We start from the raw sequence: 19,817 nt of genomic DNA on the forward strand, positions 1-19,817 counted from the left end.
CGGTGCAGATGGCGCCTGGGCAAACCGTGATTCAAGTTTGAGTTTGCCTCGTTTTTGCCAGTTGGCCGCGGCGGTTGACGATATTCAGTGCTGCGATCAGGGCTAGGGGAATCCACAGCAGGAACCAGTGTTCACGCGGGCGTGTGAGCACCGCGCCGCCTTCGGCCAAGCCGGCACCTATGCCATAGACCAGCAGCGTGGAGGCGAGGACGAACAGTGGTTGGAGGCGCTGTCGGTAGCTGCTGAGCAGGCCCCACACCAACACGAAGGCCCAAGGGATCATGCCGATGATCCCTATGTAGTAGAGAACCCCCAGAGAAAAACTGTGGGGCTCTACAAACGGAGAGCCCATACCGACATCAATGCGCAGCTCGGAGTCGTACCCATGACCGATCCAGGGGTGCTCGGCGATTCGCTCCAGGGCAATTTGCCAGATTTGTAGGCGATGGGAGCTGCCGCGGTCGCCCAGCATCTCCGGGAACAACAGCAGGACGACGGCAGAGCCCAGCAGCATGCCGGCGATCATTGCCAGGGCTCTTCGATTGCGGCTGACAATACTTAACCACACGATGGACAGGGCAATGGCTACCAGAGGGGTTCGCGAACCCGTTGCCAGGACGGCGACTAGCATGACGGCCATAGCCGGCACACTGAACCAGAGGGTCGACAGGCGCTGGCTGGAAATGCAGAGGCACAGCCAGTAGATACAGAAAAAGCCGAACAGATGAGAGCTCAGCAGCGGATTGGTGAAGGCTCCACCTCCGATCATGCGCTGATTGGGTGCATAGTTTTTTATAAAGGGTACGAGGTAGCTGATGGTTGCGACCAGGGCGATGATCGCCGCGCAGAACATCAGGGGCTTCAGGGCCTCGCTACGGTACTGGAGCAGCATGGCGCAACCGGCGAAGAGCATGAGGGGTTGCAGGGGAATTTTCATCATCCCGAAGTCCGGGTTCTCCGGAGGGCTCCACAGCAGGCTCAGGCACAGCCAGATACAGAGCGCCAGGAACCCGGCAATGATCGGCTCACCCAGCAGTGTCTTGATTTCCCTCGGGCGCAGACAGAGCATCAGCAGCGAGGGAATACCGAACAGCCCGAGGTAAAAAGAGGTCAGCGCGCTGCGGCTCTCGAGAAAGAACATTCCTGAAAGCAAAATCAGCAACCCTAGCGGCAGAATCCATTGACACAAGAAGTCGAAAATACAGTTTGACGCAGAGGTAAGACGATGGAATTGCATTCAGACAAGTCATTCCGCAGGAGGGGGCGGCGGCCATCATAGAGGGGTAGCATTTCAATGTCATCGGTCAAGGTCCGGGATTGTTGGTCAGAACGTGTGCAAATACACCCGGGAAGCTGTGCTAAAGTCAGCCTCCTTTTTCATGACCGCCGCGTGATATGACCGAATCCAGTCTCAGCGCAAGCCCCTCGAGCTTGAAAGTGTACTTCCGCCTCCTCGGCTATGTTCGGCCTTATATCGGCCTGTTCGCGCTGAGTATCGTGGGTTTCCTGATATTCGCTTCGACCCAGCCGATGCTCGGCTACATCCTGAAATATTTCGTCGACGGTCTTTCCGACCCACAAGCCGCCCTGTTTCCAACGGTGCCTTACCTGCGCGACCTGCGGTTGCTGCAGGCCGTACCGATACTGCTCGTGCTGATCGCCGCCTGGCAAGGGTTGGGTTCCTACCTGGGTAACTTCTTCCTGGCCAGGGTGTCCCTGGGCCTGGTCCACGATTTGCGGGTGGAGCTGTTCAACAACCTGTTGACCTTGCCCAATCGTTATTTCGATACCCACAACTCCGGGCATCTGATCTCGCGCATTACCTTCAACGTGACCATGGTCACCGGGGCGGTGACCGACGCGATCAAAGTGGTAATTCGCGAAGGCATGACCGTGGTGTTCCTGTTTCTCTCGCTGCTGTGGATGAACTGGCGCCTGACGCTGGTGATGGTTGCCATCCTGCCGTTGATCGCGGTGATGGTCAGCTCGTCCAGCAGGAAGTTTCGCAAACAGAGCAAGAAGATCCAGGTCGCCATGGGCGACGTCACCCATGTCGCCTCGGAAACCATCCAGGGCTATCGCGTGGTCCGCAGCTTTGGCGGTGAAACCTACGAGCAGCAGCGCTTTCTCAAGGCCAGCCTGAGCAACACCGACCGGCAGTTGCGCATGACCCGCACCGGGGCGATCTATACGCCGTTGTTGCAAATGGTGATCTACAGCGCCATGGCGGTGCTGTTGTTCCTGGTGCTTTACCTGCGTGGCGATGCTTCGGCGGGCGACATGATCGCCTACATCACCCTGGCGGGTTTGCTGCCCAAGCCGATCCGCCAGCTGTCCGAAGTCAGTTCCACGGTCCAGAAGGGCGTGGCCGGTGCCGAAAGCATCTTCGAGCAACTCGATGTCACCCCGGAAGTCGACAGCGGTACCGTGGAACGCGAGTCGATCAGTGGCCATCTGGAAGTGCGCAACCTGAGCTTTACCTATCCGGGAACCGACCGCCAGGTCCTGGACAATGTCAGCTTCAGCGTCGAACCTGGCCAGATGGTGGCCCTGGTCGGACGCTCCGGCAGCGGCAAATCGACCCTGGCGGCCTTGATCCCGCGCTTCTATCACCATGACCACGGCGAGATTCTGCTCGATGGCGTGGAGATCGAGGACTATCGGTTGCTGAACCTGCGTCGGCACATTGCCCAGGTGACCCAGCATGTCACGCTGTTCAGCGACACCGTGGCGAACAATATCGCCTACGGCGATCTGGCTGGGGCTCCCCGGGCCGATATCGAGGCGGCGGCGGCGGATGCCTATGCCAAGGATTTCGTCGAGCAGTTGCCCCAGGGTTTTGACACCGTCGTGGGTGAAAACGGTGTGCTGCTTTCCGGCGGTCAGCGCCAGCGTCTGGCAATCGCCCGGGCGCTGCTCAAGAATGCCCCGCTGCTGATCCTCGACGAAGCGACCTCGGCCCTCGACACCGAGTCGGAGCGGCATATCCAGGCAGCCCTGGATCATGCGATGAAAGGGCGCACCACCCTGGTGATCGCCCACCGCCTGTCGACGATAGAGAAAGCCGACCTGATTCTGGTCATGGACCAGGGCCGTATCGTCGAGCGCGGCACCCATGCCGAGCTGCTGGCCCAGAACGGTTACTACGCCCGGCTCAACGCCATGGGCCTGGACGAACCGGCACACGTCGGGATCGTCTGATCCATTGGCAGGGCGCGCAATGTCGATTGTTGCGCCCTGTTTTTGTCTAGGCAAGCCTTCGGCAACCCTGTGTTAATATCGCGCCCTTGTTCATTTTTTATGTGGGTTGCTCCATGAAGTTGTCCATGCCGCGATTCGATCAAGCCCCTGTCTTGGTGGTCGGCGATGTCATGCTCGACCGTTACTGGCATGGTGGTACCTCACGGATTTCCCCTGAGGCACCGGTACCGGTGGTCAAGGTCGAACACATCGAAGACCGCCCCGGCGGCGCCGCCAACGTTGCCCTGAACATCGCCGCCCTGGGTGCCCCGGCATCGCTGGTGGGGGTCACCGGGGACGACGAGGCCGCCGACAGCCTGGCCAACAGTCTCACGGGTGCCGGGGTCCGGGCCCTGTTCCAGCGCATTGCGCACCAGCCGACCATCGTCAAACTGCGGGTCATGAGCCGTCACCAGCAGTTGCTGCGGATCGACTTTGAAGAACCCTTCGCCACCGATGCCCTGGCCCTGGGGGCTGAAGTCGACGGCTTGCTCGAAGGCATCAAGGTGCTGGTGCTGTCCGACTACGGCAAGGGCGCGTTGAAGAATCATCAGGTCCTGATCCAGGCCGCCCGGGCACGGGGTATTCCTGTGTTGGCCGACCCCAAGGGCAAGGACTTTTCGATCTACCGTGGCGCGAGCCTGATCACGCCGAACCTCAGCGAGTTCGAAACCATCGTCGGTGGCTGTGCCGACGAGCATGAACTGGTGACCAAGGGGGCCCGGTTGATGCAGGACTTGGATCTCGGTGCCTTGCTGGTGACCCGTGGCGAGCACGGCATGACCCTGCTGCGCCCCGATCATCCGGCGCTGCACCTGCCGGCCCGGGCCCGTGAAGTGTTCGATGTGACCGGTGCCGGCGATACGGTGATCTCGACCCTGGCGGCCGCCATTGCCGCGGGCGAAGAGCTGCCCCACGCGGTGGCCTTGGCCAACCTGGCCGCCGGTATCGTCGTCGGCAAGCTCGGCACGGCAGCCATCAGTGCACCTGAGCTGCGTCGGGCGATCCAGCGCGAGGAAGGTTCCGAGCGCGGTGTGCTGGGCCTGGAGCAATTGCTGCTGGCGGTCGACGATGCGCGGGCGCACAACGAGAAGATCGTGTTCACCAATGGTTGCTTCGACATTCTCCATGCCGGTCACGTGACCTACCTGGAGCAGGCGCGGGCCCAGGGCGATCGGTTGATCGTCGCGGTCAATGACGATGCCTCGGTGAGCCGCCTCAAGGGGCCCGGGCGTCCGATCAATAGCGTGGACCGGCGCATGGCGGTGTTGGCAGGCCTGGGGGCCGTGGACTGGGTCATCAGCTTCCCCGAGGGCACGCCGGAAAACCTGCTGGTCCAGGTCAAGCCGGATGTGCTGGTCAAGGGCGGTGACTACGGCATCGACCAGGTGGTCGGCGCCTCCATCGTCACGGCCTATGGCGGTACGGTGAAAGTGCTGGGGCTGGTGGAAAACAGCTCGACCACGGCGATTGTCGAGAAGATCCGCAGCAACTGATAGGCGCCAGGCCCGTGCGATATGGGCCTGGGTTGATGCCTTCACTGTGGGAGCCGGCTTGCTGCGGGCGGCTCCCACAAGGAGAACGGTGTGCCGCCTTAGCGCCCGGTCTTCACCGGCACGATCTTGCGCAGGATCTGCCGCGCCTTGCCGGTCAGGCGCCTGATCTTCGAGTCCTTCTCGGGTTCCTCCAGCCCTTGCTGGCGGACCCAGTCCTTCCAGCGAATCCGCTCCTCGCGTACCACCCAGCCTTCCTGGCGGGCAAAGCTTTCCGCCAGGTACAGGCCGCGCGTGCTGGCCGGCTGCAGTTGATCCTTTTTCAGGGTATAGAGCTCGGCGCAGGGTTGCCCGTCCTTGAGCGGCATCAGGTACAGATCGGGCCTGCCGCGGTCCAGGCGCGCCACCAGCTGGTCGTTTTCCAGGCGCTCGTCGACATGGAACAGGCTCAGGGACTTGGCCTCGCGCGGGACTTCGAGACGCAGGTCATAGATCAGTTGCAATGAAGCGGTGGGCAGGTGCACGTAGGTCTGCGGTCGCTCCATGAGTTGCAGCGTGCCGCAGCGTACCGGCCGCGCCGCGCCGGACAAGGCAGTCAGGCGAAAGGGCAGGGCTTCGCGGTAATGCAGGGCCGCCGAGTAGGGGGTCGGCAACCAGGTGTCGTTGAAGCGGCCGCCGAGCCAGCCTTCCGGGGTTTCCAGCAGGCACTCCTCGGCGATTTCGGCGATGGCGGTGAGCAGGGGAATGGCCAGCTCATGGGCCGGGACATAGCCGGAGATCAGCTTGAGCACCACATCGCCGCGATCCTGGCGCCGCTGGCGTACCAGTACCCAGTAGTCGCGGTTGTGCCAGTGCAGGGTCAGCCGCACCGACACCCCGAGGTTGGCCAGCTCCAGGGCGAAACGCTGCGGGTCGGCCACACTGACCGGTTTGCGCTTGTGCAAGGTTTGCGCAAAGTTCAACGGCATCCCGACGCTCTGGTAACACAAGCCTTCGGGTGTCGCCTCGACGAATAACGGCAGGGTCTTGAAGTCGCTGGGGTTCTTGCGTATCAGCGTCCGCGGCATCTCGGCTCCTTCTCGCGTCGGGGTCGGCCGCCTGGGCGGCATCAGTTCTGGCGAATCACCCCGGCGACCGTCGCCACATTGTGGGCGAGATGCAGCGGGTTGATCGTGCCGACAATAGCACTGGCAACGCCGGGCTGTGCAAACAACAGTTCGAAGCTGGCGCGCACCGGGTCGATCCCGGGGGCCAGGCAGGCGTGACCGCTGGCCAGGGCCTTTTTCACCAGGATCGCCTTGCCGTGGCGGGCAGCATAGTCAATGACCGGCTTCTCGCCCTGTTCGTTCAAATTGTAGGTGATCATCGCGCAATCGCCTTGTTCCAGAGCCTTCAGGCCACCCTCGACAGTCTTGCCGGAAAAACCGAAAGCGCGGATCTTGCCTTCGCGCTTCAAGGCCTCGAGGGTCTGGTAGACATCGCTGTGTTCGAGGATGGCCAGATCGTTGCCGTCGGAGTGCACCAGCACCAGGTCGATAAAGTCGGTTTCCAGGCGTTGCAGGCTGCGCTCCACGGAAAACCGGGTGTGGGCGGCGCTGAAGTCATGACGCGACTGGCCGGCTTCGAACTCTTCGCCGACCTTGCTGACGATCACCCACTCCTGGCGTTGTCCGCGCAGCAGCGGGCCCAGGCGTTCCTCGCTGCGGCCATAGGCCGGTGCGGTGTCGATCAGGTTGATGCCCAGGTCGCGGGTCAGCTGGAGCAGTTGACGGGCTTGCCGGTCGTCGGGGATCTGGAAGCCGTTGGGGTATTTGACCCCCTGGTCGCGGCCGAGCTTCACGGTGCCCAGGCCCAGGGGCGACACCAGCAGGCCGGTGCTGCCCAGTGGCCGATGCAGGTCGTGCAAGGTTGGCTGGCTCATGGCAGCAGTTGCTCCCAGGGGGTTTGCGCCAGGGCCGGTTTCGGCAGTTCGGGCAAGGCGGTGGCCGGGCCGGGGCGGATACCGTCACGTTCCAGGCTGTTGATCACCCGATCGGCGAAGTCCGGCGCGAGGGCGAGCTTGGTCGGCCAGCCCACCAGCAGGCGCTCCTGCTCGGCGAGGAAGGCATTGTCCGGGCGGGTCAGGCCCGATTGCAGCGGTTCGGCGCGCTCCACCCGCAAGGTGGCCCATTGCGCCTGGCTCAGGTCGACCCAGGGCAGCAGGTTGCCCAGTTCCTTCTGTGCGCTGGCGATCTGCTCGGCGGGTTCGCGGGCGACGCCTTCGGCTTCGGCGATATCGCCGCCGAGGTACCAGACCCACTGGCCGTCGGCCGCCGGATGGGTGGTCACGGTAATACGCGGCTTGGGCCCGCCGCCCAGGCAATGGGCATACAGTGGTTTCAGGCTCGGCCCCTTGACCAGCACCATGTGCAGGGGGCGTGTCTGCATGGCCGGCTGGCTCAGACCCAGGGTCTCGAGCAGCGCGGCGTTGCCGGCCCCGGCGCTGAGTACGATGCGCTGGGCGTGGATGTCCCGGCCGTCGACCCGCAGGCCGACCAGTTGCGCGTTGTCCAGCAGCGGTTCGATGACCTGGCCGGCCAGCAGGCCATCACCAGCCAGCTCGGCCAGGCGGGTGATCAGGCTGGGCACGTCGACCACCAGTTCGGCCAGGCGATAGACCTTGCCTTTGAAGCGTGGGTCCTGCAGGGCGGGCGGTAGTTGTTCGCCCTTGACCTGGTCGACCCGGCCGCGCACGGCCTTGCTCGCGAAGAAACTGGTGAGGTTGCCGGCCAGGGTGCCGGGGGACCAGAGATAGTGGGCTTCGGACAGCAGGCGCACGCCCGACAGGTCGAGCTCGCCGTGGCCGGCGAGGGCTTCGCGCCAGCGCCGGGGCATGTCGGCGATGGCTTCCGAGGCGCCGGTCAGGGCGCCATGCAGGGCGTACTTGGCGCCGCCGTGGATGATGCCCTGGGACTTGACGCTCTGCCCGCCGCCGAGGCTGGCACGCTCCACCAGTACCGTCGAAAAGCCCTGGCGGCGCAGCCGCGCATTGAGCCAGAGACCGGCGACGCCGGCGCCGACAATCAGGACATCGGTGGAAAGAGCGGATGGCATGCGGCGACCTCGGTGTTCAAGACAAGGTTCGCAGTATACAGGTGACGAGCGGGCGTCCTAGTGCCCGGCGGTCTTCGAGAACAGCTGGATCACCACGACGCCGAGCACGATCATGCCCATGCCCAGCATCGCCGGGATGTCCAGCTTCTGGCCGTAGAGAAACAGCGCCGCGACGCTGACCATCACGATCCCCATCCCGGCCCAGATGGCATAGGCCACGCCCACTGGCACCGTGCGCACCACCAGGATCAGCATCCAGAACGCGGTGGTATAACCGATGATGATCAGCAGCAGGGGGATCGGCGTGCTCAGGCCCTTGACCGCTTTCATGGAAACGGTGGCGATGACTTCGGCGCAGATGGCAATGGCCAGGTAGTAGTAAGCGTTCATGGGGCGATCTCTCGTATTTGAGCCTGCTGATGAGGTTGGCATTCTAGAGACCGCACAGATGGGGTAAAGTCATTACCTATCTGAAATAAAGATGGGTTTGCCATGAGCATTCAGTGGAACCTGGAACAGATGCGCCTGTTTGTCCGCGTTGCCGAGCAGCGTTCGTTTTCCGCCGTGGCGCGTGAGCAGCGCAAGGCACAGTCGGCGGTCAGCAACGCGATCGCCCTGCTGGAAACGGACCTGGGGGTGACGCTGTTCGAGCGCAGCAGCGGCCGTCAGCCGAAATTGACCGAGGCCGGGACCGCCTTGCTGGAGGAGGCGCGGGAAGTACTGCGCCAGTGCGATCGTCTCAATGGTCGGGCGCTGGCCTTGATGCGTGGCCAGGAAGCCCGTTTGCGCCTGGCCCAGGACGAGGCCATGCCCTATCAGCCGGTGCTCGACAGCCTGGAAGCATTGTCGGAGCATTTCCCCAGTGTCGAGGTGCAACTGGCCAGCGGCGCGCAGGGCGACGTCGCGCGCAAGCTGGTGGAGCGACGGGCGGACCTGGGCCTGCTGTTCCACCACGAGCAGATGCCGCAGACCCTGGAGCGGCGGGCGCTGGGCAGTGTCGAAATGGTCACGGTGTGCGCGGTCAACCATCCGCTGGCGGCTTCGCTGCGGGTCAACCGCCAGCAACTGGCCCGGCACCGGCAATTGCTGATCGCCCCGCAACTCAGCGGTTATCCCGGGGGGGAACAGCTCAGCCCGCAGGTCTGGCGGGCGGACTCCTTCTACGTGATGGCCGAACTGTTGATGCGCGGCCTGGGCTGGGCCTGGCTGCCGCGCCACGTGGTGCAATACCCGGCGTACCAGAACCAGATGGTCGAGCTGAGCAGCGAATGGACGCCGCCGGCGCTGGTGGTGGAACTGGTCTGGCGTCGCGACGAGCCCCTGGGCCCGGCGGCGCGCTGGTTGGCCGAGCGGTTTGCCGAGCACTTGCAGGCGATCGGTTGAAAAAGTCGATAAACTCCGCCGCCATGAATAGAACTCTTTACTCCTTGCTGTTTCATCTGGGGCTGCCGCTGGTGGCGTTGCGTCTATGGCTGCGGGCGCGCAAGGCGCCGGCTTATGCCCGGCGCGTCGGCGAGCGGTTTGGCCGCGGCCTCTCGGCGCTGCGCCCGGGCGGGATCTGGGTGCACGCGGTGTCGGTCGGCGAGAGCATTGCCGCCGCGCCGATGATCCGCGCGCTGCTGGCGAAATATCCGCAGCTGCCGATCACCATCACCTGCATGACGCCCACCGGTTCCGAGCGGATCAAGGCGCTGTTCGCCGACGAGCCGCGGATCCAGCATTGCTACCTGCCTTATGACTTGCCGTGGGCGGCGGCACGTTTTCTCGATGCGGCCCGGCCGAAGTTGGCGGTGATCATGGAGACCGAGCTGTGGCCCAACCATATCCATCAGTGCGCCAGGCGCGGGATTCCGGTGGCGCTGGCCAATGCGCGGTTGTCGGCGCGTTCGGCCAGGGGCTATGGGCGCTTCGCCCGGTTGACCCGGCCGATGCTGGAGGAAATGAGCCTGATCGCCGTGCAGACCGAAGCCGAAGCCGAGCGTTTCCGGCAGTTGGGCGCGCGACCTGAATCCGTCGAGGTGACGGGCTCGATCAAGTTCGACTTGAGCATCGATCCGCAACTGCTCGTGCGGGCCGCCGAGCTGCGTGGACAATGGCAGGCCCAGGAGCGGCCGGTGTGGATCGCCGCGAGCACCCACGAGGGCGAGGACGCGGTGGTGCTGGCGGCCCACCGGCAGTTGCTGAGCAACTATCCGAACGCCTTGCTGATCCTGGTGCCGCGTCATCCGGAGCGCTTCGACAGCGTGTTCGCCTTGTGCCAGGAGCAGGGCTTTTCGACGGTGCGGCGCTCCAGTGGCGCGCCGGTCAGTGCGCAAACCTCGGTGCTGCTGGGTGACACAATGGGTGAGCTGCTGTTTCTCTACGCCTTGGCCGACAGCGCTTTCGTCGGCGGCAGCTTGGTGCCCAACGGCGGGCATAACCTGCTGGAGCCGGCGGCGCTGTGCAAGCCGGTGCTGAGCGGGCCGCACCTGTTCAATTTCCTCGAGATCGCCGCGTTGATGCGTGAGGCCGGGGCGTTGCAGGAAGTGGAGGATGCCGAAGGCTTGGCGGTGGCGGTGCAGCGTTTGTTCGAATTGCCGCGCGATGCGCAGAAGATGGGCGAGGCGGGGCTGAAGGTGATGAGGGCCAACCAGGGCGCGTTGCAGCGCTTGCTGGACGGCTTGGGGCGGCTGCTGTCGCTACCGCGTTAGCCCGGTCGAACGCGATTCCTGTAGGAGCCGGCTTGCCGGCGATAGCGGCCGATCAGACGATGCAAGGCTCACGGGCCTCATCGCCGGCAAGCCGGCTCCTACAGGTTTTGTGCTGTCCTCAAGGGCGCAATCAATACTTCGGACTGGCCTTGAGATTGGCCGCTGCCGCCTTCGCCAGGTCCGGTGGCAGGAAGTCCTTGTCCGGGTTGTAGTCGGCCTTCAGGTAGCGCGCCAGGTCGCTCAGGTCGCCCGGGTTCAAGGTGCCCGCCGCCTGCTTCAGGCGCAGGTTGTCGAGGATGTAGTCATAGCGGGTGTTGTTGTAGTCGCGCACCGAGGTGTACAGCTGGCGCTGGGCATCGAGCACATCGACGATACTGCGCGTACCCACCTGATAACCGATCTGGGTTGCTTCCAGCGCGCTCTGGTTGGAGATGATCGACTGCTTGCGCGCCTGCACCTGTTCCACATCGGTGTTCACCGCGCGGTGCAGGTTGCGGGTGTTTTCCACCACCTGGCGACGCAGGGCTTCACGCTGCTGCTCGGTCTGGCTCAGGCGCGAATAGGATTCACGCACCTGGGAGCTGGTCAGGCCGCCGCTGTAGAGCGGGATATTCAATTGCAGGCCGACCGTGGTCTGCTTCACGGGACCGGCATAGTTCTGGTTCAGCGCGTTGGGGTTGCTCAAACCGAAAGCGTCGTTGTCGCCGGCCTCGTACTTCGCCACCGCGTCGAGGGTCGGCGCGTGGCCGGCCTTGCGCTGCTTGAGGGTTTCCTCGGCGGCGTCGACGGCGTAGTTGCTCGCCAGCAGATTGAGGTTCTGCCGGGCCGCGGTGTCGACCCAGGCCTTGGCGTCGTTGGGGCTCGGCGCCAGCACCGGCAAGGTGTGGACGATGCCCTGGATCGAGTTGTACTGACGGTTGGTCAGGGTGATCAGGGCTTCGAAGGCGTCTTCCACCGAACGCTGGGCGGCGATCCGGTTGGCCCGCGAGGTGTCGTAGCTGGCCTGGGATTGCAGCACGTCGGTCTTGTCCGACAGGCCGACGTCGAAGCGCTCGTTGGACTGGTCGAGCTGGCGCTTGAACGCCGCTTCCTCGGCCTTGGTCGAGGCCAGGGTGTCCTGGGCGCGCAGCACCGCGAAGTAGCTTTCGGCGCTTTGCAGGATCAGGTTCTGCTCGGTGGCCGAGAGTTGCAGGGCGGCCTGTTCGTTGACGTCCTTGGCGGCCTGGTACTGGAACCAGCGGTCGGCCCGGAACAGCGGCTGGGCCAGGGTCGCCTGGTAGGTCGTGGCGCTGCGGTTCAGGCTCGTCGACGGCTGGTCGATGCTGGTGTGGACATTGTTCGAACTGGCCCCGGCCGACAGGTTCGGCAGCAGGCCGGCACGGGCCTGGGGCACGACTTCCTTGCGGGCGTCGTAGTCGGCGCGGGCGGCCGCCAGGTCGGCGTTGTTGCTCAGGGCTTCCTGGTAGACGCTGACCAGGTCGGTTTTGGTCGTCAGGGGCGTTTCAGCTGCCCAGGCCCATCCGTTGGTCGCACAAGACACGGCCAGGGCCAGTGAAAATTTGCGCAGCATGAGGCAATTCCTAGAGTGGATATTACAGTGGTAATGCGATGGCCGAGGCTACTGACCGGCTTGCCCAGCGTCAAGAAATAGCGAGTGTAGTGCCGGGCGCGGGTCGGCAACAATCCTGCATATCTGCCATTTATCCAGACGAATAAAGGGGAGATGGCATTATGTCGCGGTCTTGTCTAAACTCGCCTCGTTCTTGTCGGGGTGCCTTGCTATGGGGCTGAGATCGGATAATTCCGGATCCCGTTGAACCTGATCAGGTTAGCGCCTGCGTAGGGAACAAGATTTCTCGTCCACCGGCGAGTCCTCTTGTGCTCCGTCCGGGATGTTGTTCGACAATCGAGCAGCGTTCGCGAGGACTGGGCACAGCACCAGCCCTGGTGCGTCCGTGCCTTTCAGGTTCGTCCCGACAATCCCCCCTGGATGCCGTCTGGAGAGCCCGTGATGAGTACAAAATTAAAAGACGCCGCTGCCCCTTTGACTAAGAGCTTGAGCGAATCGGCCAAGGTCGACGAGCAGTCGGTTCAGCCCTTTACCCGCTCGCAAAAGATCTACGTGCAGGGCTCGCGCCCGGATATCCGCGTGCCGATGCGCGAGATCAGCCTGGATGTGACCCCGACCGACTTCGGCGGCGAGATCAACGCACCGGTGCTGGTCTATGACACCTCCGGCCCCTACACCGATCCGAACGTGACCATCGACGTGCGCAAGGGCCTGGCCGATGTGCGCTCGCCGTGGATCGACAGCCGTGGCGACACCGAGCGCCTGACCGGCCTGAGTTCCAACTTCGGCCAGCAGCGCCTGGCCGACCCGGAATTGACCAAGCTGCGTTTCGCCCACGTCAACAACCCGCGCCGGGCCAAGGCGGGCGCCAACGTCAGCCAGATGCACTACGCCCGCCAGGGCATCATCACCGCCGAGATGGAATACGTCGCCATCCGCGAAAACCTCAAGTTGCAGGAAGCCCGCGCCGCCGGTCTGCTCGAGCAGCAGCACCCGGGCCACAGCTTCGGCGCCAGCATCCCGAAAGAGATCACCGCCGAATTCGTCCGCGAGGAAATCGCCCGCGGTCGCGCGATCATTCCGGCCAACATCAACCACGTGGAGCTGGAGCCGATGATCATCGGCCGCAACTTCCTGGTGAAGATCAACGGCAATATCGGCAACAGCGCCCTGGGTTCTTCCATCGAGGAAGAAGTGGCCAAGCTGACCTGGGGCATCCGCTGGGGTTCGGACACGGTCATGGACCTGTCCACCGGCAAGCACATCCATGAAACCCGTGAGTGGATCATCCGTAACTCGCCGGTGCCGATCGGTACCGTGCCGATCTACCAGGCGCTGGAGAAGGTCAACGGCGTGGCCGAGGACCTGACCTGGGAGCTGTTCCGCGACACCCTGATCGAACAGGCCGAGCAGGGCGTCGACTACTTCACCATCCACGCCGGCGTGCTGCTGCGCTACGTGCCGATGACCGCCAAGCGCGTCACCGGGATCGTTTCGCGGGGCGGTTCGATCATGGCCAAGTGGTGCCTGGCGCATCACAAGGAAAACTTCCTCTACACCCATTTCGAAGAAATCTGCGAAATCATGAAGGCCTACGACGTCAGCTTCTCGCTGGGCGACGGCCTGCGTCCGGGCTCGATTGCCGATGCCAACGACGAAGCGCAGTTCGGCGAGCTGGAGACCCTCGGCGAGTTGACCAAGATCGCCTGGAAGCACGACGTGCAGTGCATGATCGAAGGTCCCGGGCATGTGCCGATGCAACTGATCAAGGAGAACATGGACAAGCAGCTGGAGTGCTGCGACGAGGCGCCGTTCTACACCCTCGGCCCGCTGACCACCGACATCGCGCCGGGCTATGACCACATCACCTCCGGTATCGGTGCGGCGATGATCGGCTGGTTCGGTTGCGCCATGCTCTGCTACGTCACGCCCAAGGAGCATCTGGGCCTGCCGAACAAGGATGACGTGAAGACCGGGATCATCACCTACAAGATCGCCGCGCATGCTGCCGACCTTGCCAAGGGCCACCCGGGCGCGCAGATCCGTGACAACGCCTTGAGCAAGGCGCGCTTCGAGTTCCGCTGGGAAGACCAGTTCAACCTCGGCCTGGACCCGGATACCGCGCGTTCGTACCACGACGAGACCCTGCCGAAGGACTCGGCCAAGGTCGCGCATTTCTGCTCCATGTGTGGGCCGAAGTTCTGCTCGATGAAGATCACCCAGGAAGTCCGTGAGTACGCGGCCAACCAGCGGATCGAAGCGGTCGATGCGGACGCCGCCCAGGGCATGGCGGAACAGGCGGAGCGCTTCAAGCGCGAAGGCAGCCAGTTGTACAAGAAAGTCTGAGTGAGTCGGCTCCCTGGCGGAGCCGAACCCTGTGGCGAGCGGGCTTGCCCGCGCTGGGGCGCGAAGCGTCCCTAAAGCCGATGAACTCGGTGTGTCTGGTAGACCGAGATGATCGGTTTTACGACTGCTTCGCAGCCGAGAGCGGCGGTGCGGCGTTCCGACAGGCCCGCTCGCCACAAGTCCGTCTGCATCCGGCATTTTTGCCTTCCTTGAGATAACCCTTTGAACACTCCCGGCAGTACCTATTCCCCCGATCTCGCGGTCCCGGCCGACAAGCGTGTCTTCGGCGCGCGCGATCTGTTTTCCCTGTGGTTTTCCCTCGGTATCGGCCTGATGGTCCTGCAAACCGGTGCCCTGCTGGCGCCGGGCCTGGGCCTGTCCGGCTCGTTGCTGGCGATTCTCCTCGGCAGCGTGGTGGGTGTCCTGCTGCTGGCCGCCGTCGGCGTGATCGGCAGCGACACCGGCCTGTCCTCCATGGCTGCGCTGAAGCTCAGCCTCGGCCAGTACGGCGCCAGCCTGCCGGCGCTGCTCAACCTGCTGCAACTGGTGGGTTGGGGCGCGTTCGAAATCATCGTCATGCGCGATGCGGCCAGCCTGTTGGCTGTCCGGGCGTTCGGCGAAGGCAGCCCGCTGGCCAACCCGCTGCCCTGGACCCTGCTGTTCGGGGCGCTGGCGACCTGGCTGGCGGTCAGCGGTCCCTTGACCTTCGTGCGCAAGATCCTGCGCAAATGGGGCATCTGGCTGTTGCTGGCGGCCTGTCTCTGGCTGACCTGGAACCTGTTCGCCAAGGCCGACCTGGCGGCGTTGTGGGCGCGGGCCGGTGACGGTTCCATGCCGTTTGCCGTGGGCTTCGATATCGCCATTGCCATGCCGCTGTCCTGGCTGCCGCTGATCGCCGATTACTCACGCTTCGGCAAGCGCGCGAAAAGCGTGTTCGGCGGCACGGCGCTGGGCTTTCTGATCGGCAACTTCTGGCTGATGAGCCTGGGCGTGGCCTACACCCTGGCGTTCGCTCCCAGCGGTGAAACCAATGCCTTGCTGCTGGCCCTGGCCGGTGCAGGGCTCGGTATTCCGCTGCTGCTGATCCTGCTCGACGAGTCGGAGAACGCCTTTGCCGATATCCACTCGGCGGCGGTGTCCAGCGGCATCCTGCTGCGCTGGAAGGTCGAACAGCTGGCCCTGGCCATTGGCGTGCTCTGCACCCTGATCGCCTGCGTTGCGCCCTTGGCGCAGTACCAGAACTTCCTGCTGCTGATCGGTTCGGTGTTCGCGCCGCTGTTCGGTGTGGTGCTGGTGGATCATTTCATCCTGCGCGGACGCGGCGCCGAGAGCGCCGCGTCGTTGTTGCGTTGGCCGGCGCTGCTGGCCTGGGTGGGCGGCGTGGCAACCTACCACCTGCTGGCCAACTTCCATCCGGAGCTGGGCGCGACCCTGCCGTCACTGGTACTGGCCGGGCTGCTGCAAGGGCTGCTCGGCCGGGTGTTCAGCTTCGGCCGGGGAACAGCTCGGGCCTGAGTACACCGTTGAGGCGCTGGTAGGGAATGTTCATTTCGATCAGGCCCATGGCGTAGGGGGCGATGGTCGTCACGTTGTACTTGAGGATCACGCCGTCGCTGGCCAGGGTGACGTTGGGGGTTTTCCGGAAGGGCCAGGACGCAATGAAGTCCTGGTCCAGCCGGTTGCCGATCTGCCAGTTGTTATGGGCGACCTTGGCGAGTTTCCAGAACGTCTCTTCCTGGCCTGGCAGCAGCATGTCCTGCAGGCTCAGGGCCTTGTGATCCTGGCGCGACCAGGTGATGAACCCTCGTCCCGGCATGCCGTGGGCGTCGCCGTCGTCCAGGTAGCTGGCGAGTTCGACGATCACCAGGCCGTCATGCTGCTCGCGTACCTTGGCTTGCAAGTAGCTGCTGTGGCGGCTTTCGGCGCTGGCGAGGAACTGTTCGCGATAGACCTTGAGCGAGGCCGGTAGCGGCGCGTCGGGCGAGGTGCGGGCCATCTGCAGCAATGCCCGTTCCACCGCGGCGTCCAGTTGGGGCTCGTCGGGGAAATGCACGGTATCGATGTTCACCAGCGGGCAATCCGGGTCGTTGCAGCCGGGCTTGATCTGTTCGGAGGCATCGCCCTTGACGTTCAGCGGGGCCTTCAGGCTCGGCTGGAACAGGCTTTGACAGGCACCCAGGGTCAGGGCGATTGCCGTCAGCGCGGCGATTTTAAAAAACGACATGGGTGTCCTTCGTCAGCGAAAGAAAGGTCAGGTGAGCGTGCTTCGACTGTCAGCGGCGTACTCGGTTCGCCACTAAGCTAATTAGAGTAGGTTTCGGGGGCGCCCGTCTATCCCGACGCGGGGAAAGTGGCTGCATCATGGCGCTTCGGCGCGTTAGGATGGCGCGAAGTCGAGGCAGGGCCTCGCCGCTATCGCAATGAGGATCATGATGACGGACACCACCAAGGCCGGCCCGACCCAAGTCGAGGTCATCCAACGGGAGAACTGCTTCAAGGGTTTCTACCGGCTCGATCGCCTGCACCTGCGCCACGAGCTGTTCGCCGGTGGCATGGGCAATCCGATCAACCGGGAAATTTTTGTCCGGCATGATGCGGTGTGTGTCCTGCCCTACGATGCCAGGCGCGATGAAGTGCTGCTGCTGGAGCAGTTCCGGGTTGGCGCCATGGGCAAGAGCGAGAACCCGTGGATGATCGAACTGGTCGCCGGTCTGATCGACAAGGATGAACAACCGGAAGAGGTTGCCCACCGCGAGGCACAGGAGGAAGCTGATCTGAATCTGACGGCCCTGTGGCCGATCTCCCGGTACTTTCCGTCGCCGGGTGGCAGTAACGAATTCGTGCATCTGTACCTGGGGCGTTGTGACACCGAGGGGGCTGGCGGCCTGTACGGGCTGGCGGAAGAAAATGAAGATATCCGTGCCACGGTCTGGGCTTTCGAAGATGCCCTGCAAGCCGTGCGCGATGGGCGAATTGCCAACGCGGCGTCGATCATTGCCTTGCAATGGCTGGCATTGAACCGTGCTGAAGTGAGGGGGTTATGGTCGTAAGTCTGCTGCGCGAACGTTACCGGGTTGACCTGATAGGGCTGCAAGCCGCCTGCGAGGCCAACTATGCGCGCCTAATGCGGTTGCTGCCGCAGATGCGCGAGCAACAGCGTGCGCGCCGCATTGCCATGACCCAGGGCGACCAGATGCTCGGCGTGCTGGCGCTGGAGGTGTTGCAGGACAACCCCTACACCACCACCCTGCTGGTACGCCAGGAGCACAGCCTGCCGTGGTTGCCGGTGCCGCAGTTGCAGGTGCAGGTCTACCACGACGCGCGCATGGCCGAGGTGATCAGTGCCGAGCACGCCCGGCGCTTTCGCAGTATCTATCCGTATCCGAACACGGCCATGCACCAGCCGGACGAAAAAGCCCAGCTCAATGTGTTCCTGGGGGAGTGGTTGAGCCACTGTCTGGCCTGTGGCCATGAGTTCGAGGCGGTTCGCTAGGCCGATAAGGCGTTGTAGGCTCTCGCATTCAGTGGTAGAGGGCGTCCCTCATAACGGGTAAAGTAGGCGCCCTGAAACCTTGAGACATGATTATATGACGACCTGCGAAATCATTGATCTCGCTGCGATAAAGACGACCCCGGTGCAGCCATCCCCTTTCCCCTACAGTGTTGTGGGTGACGCGCTGTCAAGCGACTTCCTGTCAAGGGTTCAGCGGGATTTTCCAGCGATTGAAGATGCCGGCAGTTTTCCCTTGGCGACCGTCCGGTATGGCGGGGATTTCGCCAAGTTAATCGATGAGTTGAAAGGCGATGCATTTCGTCAGGTGATTGCCGAAAAATTCGCGATGGACCTGACGGACAAGCCGGTGATGATCACCGTGCGGGGTCAGTCTGATCATAAAGATGGGCGCATTCATACCGACAGCAAAAGCAAGTTGATTACCGTGCTTTTGTATATGAATGAAGACTGGCAGCCTGACGGTGGCCGCTTGCGCCTGTTGAACAATGAACATGATCTGGACGATTACTTTGCCGAGATACCGCCGGCGGCAGGGACGATGTTGCTGTTCAAGGTCACTGAAAATGGCTGGCATGGCCATAAGACATTTATTGGTACGCGCAAAGTGCTGCAGTTGAATTATGTCATTGATGAAGCAGCCTTGAACAAGCATGCGGTGCGTCATAAATTTTCTGCGAAATTCAAAGCATGGCGCCGGCGTTTGCTGGGTAAAAAAACTTCATGAATGTTCTGGTTGTCAAGCTCACCTCCATGGGCGATTTGATTCACGCGCTGCCTGCTATTACCGATGCGGTTAACGCTATTCCCGGCATCCAGTTCGACTGGGTGGTGGATGAATCGTTCGCCGAAATTCCCAAGTTGCACCCGGCGGTGAATACGGTGATTACAACCGCTCATCGTCGCTGGAGACGCAATATATGGCAGAGCATTAAAAGTGGTGAGTTCTCTGCGCTGTGGAAAAAAGTTCGCGCGAAAAAATATGATGTCGTCATTGATGCGCAGAATAATTTAAAAAGCGCGGTGGTCATGAGTTTTACCCGTGGCTTGCGCTGTGGGATGGATCGGCACAGTGTCAGGGAAAAGTTTGCCCACCTGGTGTGCCACAAGACCTTCACCATCCCGCCTGAGCAGCACGCCGTGGCCAGGCAGCGTCAACTGTTTGCCAAGGCTTTGGGTTATGCCTTGCCCGACACCTCTCCTGATTTTGCTGTTCGGCAGCCCTTGCCGGCATTACCGATGACCTTGCCTGGGCCTTACCTGGTGTTCGTTCATAGCACCACCTGGGACACCAAGCATTGGCCGGAGCGCTATTGGCAGCAATTGATTCAACTGGCAGTACAGGCCGGTTATCACGTGGTCTTGCCGTGGGGGAATGCCAATGAGCAAGCGCGCGCGCAGCGGCTTGCCGAAGCTTCGCCTCAGGCAACCGTATTGCCGCGTTTATCGATCACCCAGCAAGCCACGATGATTTCACAATCGGCGGGCGCTATTTGTGTCGATACCGGGCTTGGGCATTTGACGGCGGCTCTCGATAAGCCGGCTATTCATCTTTATGGGCCAACGGATCCTGCCTTGATTGGTGCGACCGGATTGCACCAGCGGCATTTGTTCGCTGAAAGCGAGTGCGTACCTTGCTACCAGCAACAGTGCAAGTTCGGAGCGGAATCTGCCTGTTTCGTGAAAAGTATGCGACCCGAAACCGTATGGGCGCAATTTGTTGCGCAGCTTGAAGCCTCCTCGAGTCGAGCGATCCTGCACTCTTGAAGTCTTGCCGCCTTGTCGTCTGCGCAAAAGCGGGGGTGACGAGGTCGCGGGTTTCAATTCGCCCGGCAGCACGTTGGGCTCATGATCGGTGGACCACTGGTTGCTCG

At 62.8% G+C, this 19,817-nt stretch carries 17 protein-coding genes and 1 riboswitch; of the genes, 10 read left to right on the forward strand and 7 right to left on the reverse strand.

Annotated elements, in window-relative coordinates; translation table 11 throughout:
• Nucleotides 1-31: 31 nt before the first annotated feature.
• Nucleotides 32-1,237 (reverse strand): O-antigen ligase family protein, encoded by a 1,206-nt coding sequence (locus UCMB321_RS03085; protein ID WP_084614789.1) that lies wholly within the window; start codon nt 1,235-1,237, stop codon nt 32-34.
• 158 nt (nt 1,238-1,395) lie between these two features.
• Between UCMB321_RS03085 and msbA the strand changes: the two genes are divergently transcribed.
• Nucleotides 1,396-3,201, forward strand: coding sequence for a lipid A export permease/ATP-binding protein MsbA (gene msbA / locus UCMB321_RS03090; protein ID WP_040063786.1), 1,806 nt, complete (start codon nt 1,396-1,398; stop codon nt 3,199-3,201).
• Between the two features lie 113 nt (nt 3,202-3,314).
• On the forward strand, nt 3,315-4,736 hold the full coding sequence (gene hldE, locus UCMB321_RS03095) for a bifunctional D-glycero-beta-D-manno-heptose-7-phosphate kinase/D-glycero-beta-D-manno-heptose 1-phosphate adenylyltransferase HldE (RefSeq protein WP_040063787.1): 1,422 nt from the start codon (nt 3,315-3,317) through the stop codon (nt 4,734-4,736).
• Between the two features lie 98 nt (nt 4,737-4,834).
• Here the strand turns inward: hldE and UCMB321_RS03100 are convergent, their stop codons facing one another.
• Genes UCMB321_RS03100 through UCMB321_RS03115 form a run of 4 tightly spaced genes read right to left on the reverse strand, consistent with a single transcriptional unit; the run spans nt 4,835 to nt 8,216 of the window.
• Nucleotides 4,835-5,800 carry a hypothetical protein gene (locus UCMB321_RS03100; RefSeq protein ID WP_040063789.1) on the reverse strand — a complete coding sequence of 322 codons (966 nt, stop codon included), beginning with the start codon at nt 5,798-5,800 and terminating at the stop codon, nt 4,835-4,837.
• 41 nt (nt 5,801-5,841) lie between these two features.
• Complete coding sequence (locus UCMB321_RS03105) at nt 5,842-6,654, reverse strand: aldo/keto reductase (RefSeq protein WP_040063791.1); 813 nt, start codon at nt 6,652-6,654, stop codon at nt 5,842-5,844.
• Nucleotides 6,651-7,826, reverse strand: coding sequence for an NAD(P)/FAD-dependent oxidoreductase (locus UCMB321_RS03110; RefSeq protein ID WP_040063792.1), 1,176 nt, complete (start codon nt 7,824-7,826; stop codon nt 6,651-6,653). Before UCMB321_RS03110 ends, UCMB321_RS03105 begins: the two co-directional genes overlap by 4 nt.
• 57 nt (nt 7,827-7,883) lie before the next feature.
• A complete protein-coding gene (locus UCMB321_RS03115; protein WP_040063794.1) occupies nt 7,884-8,216 on the reverse strand; it encodes a DMT family transporter in 333 nt (110 codons plus the stop codon).
• Nucleotides 8,217-8,324: 108 nt separating this feature from the next.
• On the opposite strand from UCMB321_RS03115, the gene UCMB321_RS03120 reads away from it, so the two are divergent.
• On the forward strand, nt 8,325-9,209 hold the full coding sequence (locus tag UCMB321_RS03120) for a LysR family transcriptional regulator (RefSeq protein WP_209437123.1): 885 nt from the start codon (nt 8,325-8,327) through the stop codon (nt 9,207-9,209).
• Between the two features lie 23 nt (nt 9,210-9,232).
• Nucleotides 9,233-10,516 (forward strand): lipid IV(A) 3-deoxy-D-manno-octulosonic acid transferase, encoded by a 1,284-nt coding sequence (waaA, locus tag UCMB321_RS03125; RefSeq protein ID WP_040063798.1) that lies wholly within the window; start codon nt 9,233-9,235, stop codon nt 10,514-10,516.
• 130 nt (nt 10,517-10,646) lie between these two features.
• On the opposite strand, the gene UCMB321_RS03130 is transcribed toward waaA, so the two are convergent.
• The gene (locus UCMB321_RS03130) at nt 10,647-12,086 is read right to left on the reverse strand and encodes a TolC family outer membrane protein (RefSeq protein ID WP_040063799.1); all 1,440 of its coding nucleotides are present in this window, start codon (nt 12,084-12,086) and stop codon (nt 10,647-10,649) included.
• A gap of 187 nt (nt 12,087-12,273) precedes the next feature.
• A riboswitch (TPP riboswitch) is annotated at nt 12,274-12,379 on the forward strand.
• A 148-nt stretch (nt 12,380-12,527) separates the two neighbouring features.
• Between UCMB321_RS03130 and thiC the strand changes: the two genes are divergently transcribed.
• Both thiC and cytX read left to right on the forward strand, forming a co-directional pair.
• Nucleotides 12,528-14,432 (forward strand): phosphomethylpyrimidine synthase ThiC, encoded by a 1,905-nt coding sequence (thiC, locus tag UCMB321_RS03135; RefSeq protein WP_040063801.1) that lies wholly within the window; start codon nt 12,528-12,530, stop codon nt 14,430-14,432.
• Nucleotides 14,433-14,654: 222 nt separating this feature from the next.
• A complete protein-coding gene (gene cytX, locus UCMB321_RS03140; RefSeq protein ID WP_040063803.1) occupies nt 14,655-15,947 on the forward strand; it encodes a putative hydroxymethylpyrimidine transporter CytX in 1,293 nt (430 codons plus the stop codon).
• Here the strand turns inward: cytX and UCMB321_RS03145 are convergent.
• Entirely contained in the window at nt 15,916-16,656 is a 741-nt protein-coding gene (locus tag UCMB321_RS03145) for an RsiV family protein (RefSeq protein WP_040063805.1), read from the reverse strand. The two genes, cytX and UCMB321_RS03145, sit on opposite strands and share 32 nt — an antisense overlap.
• A gap of 208 nt (nt 16,657-16,864) precedes the next feature.
• Here UCMB321_RS03145 and UCMB321_RS03150 point away from each other — a divergent pair, with 208 nt between their 5' ends.
• The 4 genes from UCMB321_RS03150 to waaC all read left to right on the forward strand — a co-directional run bounded on the left by UCMB321_RS03150 (nt 16,865) and on the right by waaC (nt 19,710).
• Entirely contained in the window at nt 16,865-17,482 is a 618-nt protein-coding gene (locus UCMB321_RS03150) for an NUDIX domain-containing protein (RefSeq protein ID WP_040063806.1), read from the forward strand.
• Nucleotides 17,473-17,925: a DUF1249 domain-containing protein gene (locus tag UCMB321_RS03155; protein WP_040063808.1), complete on the forward strand. Its 453-nt coding sequence runs from the start codon at nt 17,473-17,475 to the stop codon at nt 17,923-17,925. Before UCMB321_RS03150 ends, UCMB321_RS03155 begins: the two co-directional genes overlap by 10 nt.
• Before the next feature lie 94 nt (nt 17,926-18,019).
• The gene (locus UCMB321_RS03160) at nt 18,020-18,670 is read left to right on the forward strand and encodes a 2OG-Fe(II) oxygenase (protein WP_040063810.1); all 651 of its coding nucleotides are present in this window, start codon (nt 18,020-18,022) and stop codon (nt 18,668-18,670) included.
• Nucleotides 18,667-19,710: a lipopolysaccharide heptosyltransferase I gene (gene waaC, locus UCMB321_RS03165; protein ID WP_040063811.1), complete on the forward strand. Its 1,044-nt coding sequence runs from the start codon at nt 18,667-18,669 to the stop codon at nt 19,708-19,710. Before UCMB321_RS03160 ends, waaC begins: the two co-directional genes overlap by 4 nt.
• The last annotated feature ends 107 nt before the right edge of the window (nt 19,711-19,817 follow it).

The sequence above is a fragment of the Pseudomonas batumici genome (assembly GCF_000820515.1).
Classification (GTDB): domain Bacteria; phylum Pseudomonadota; class Gammaproteobacteria; order Pseudomonadales; family Pseudomonadaceae; genus Aquipseudomonas; species Aquipseudomonas batumici.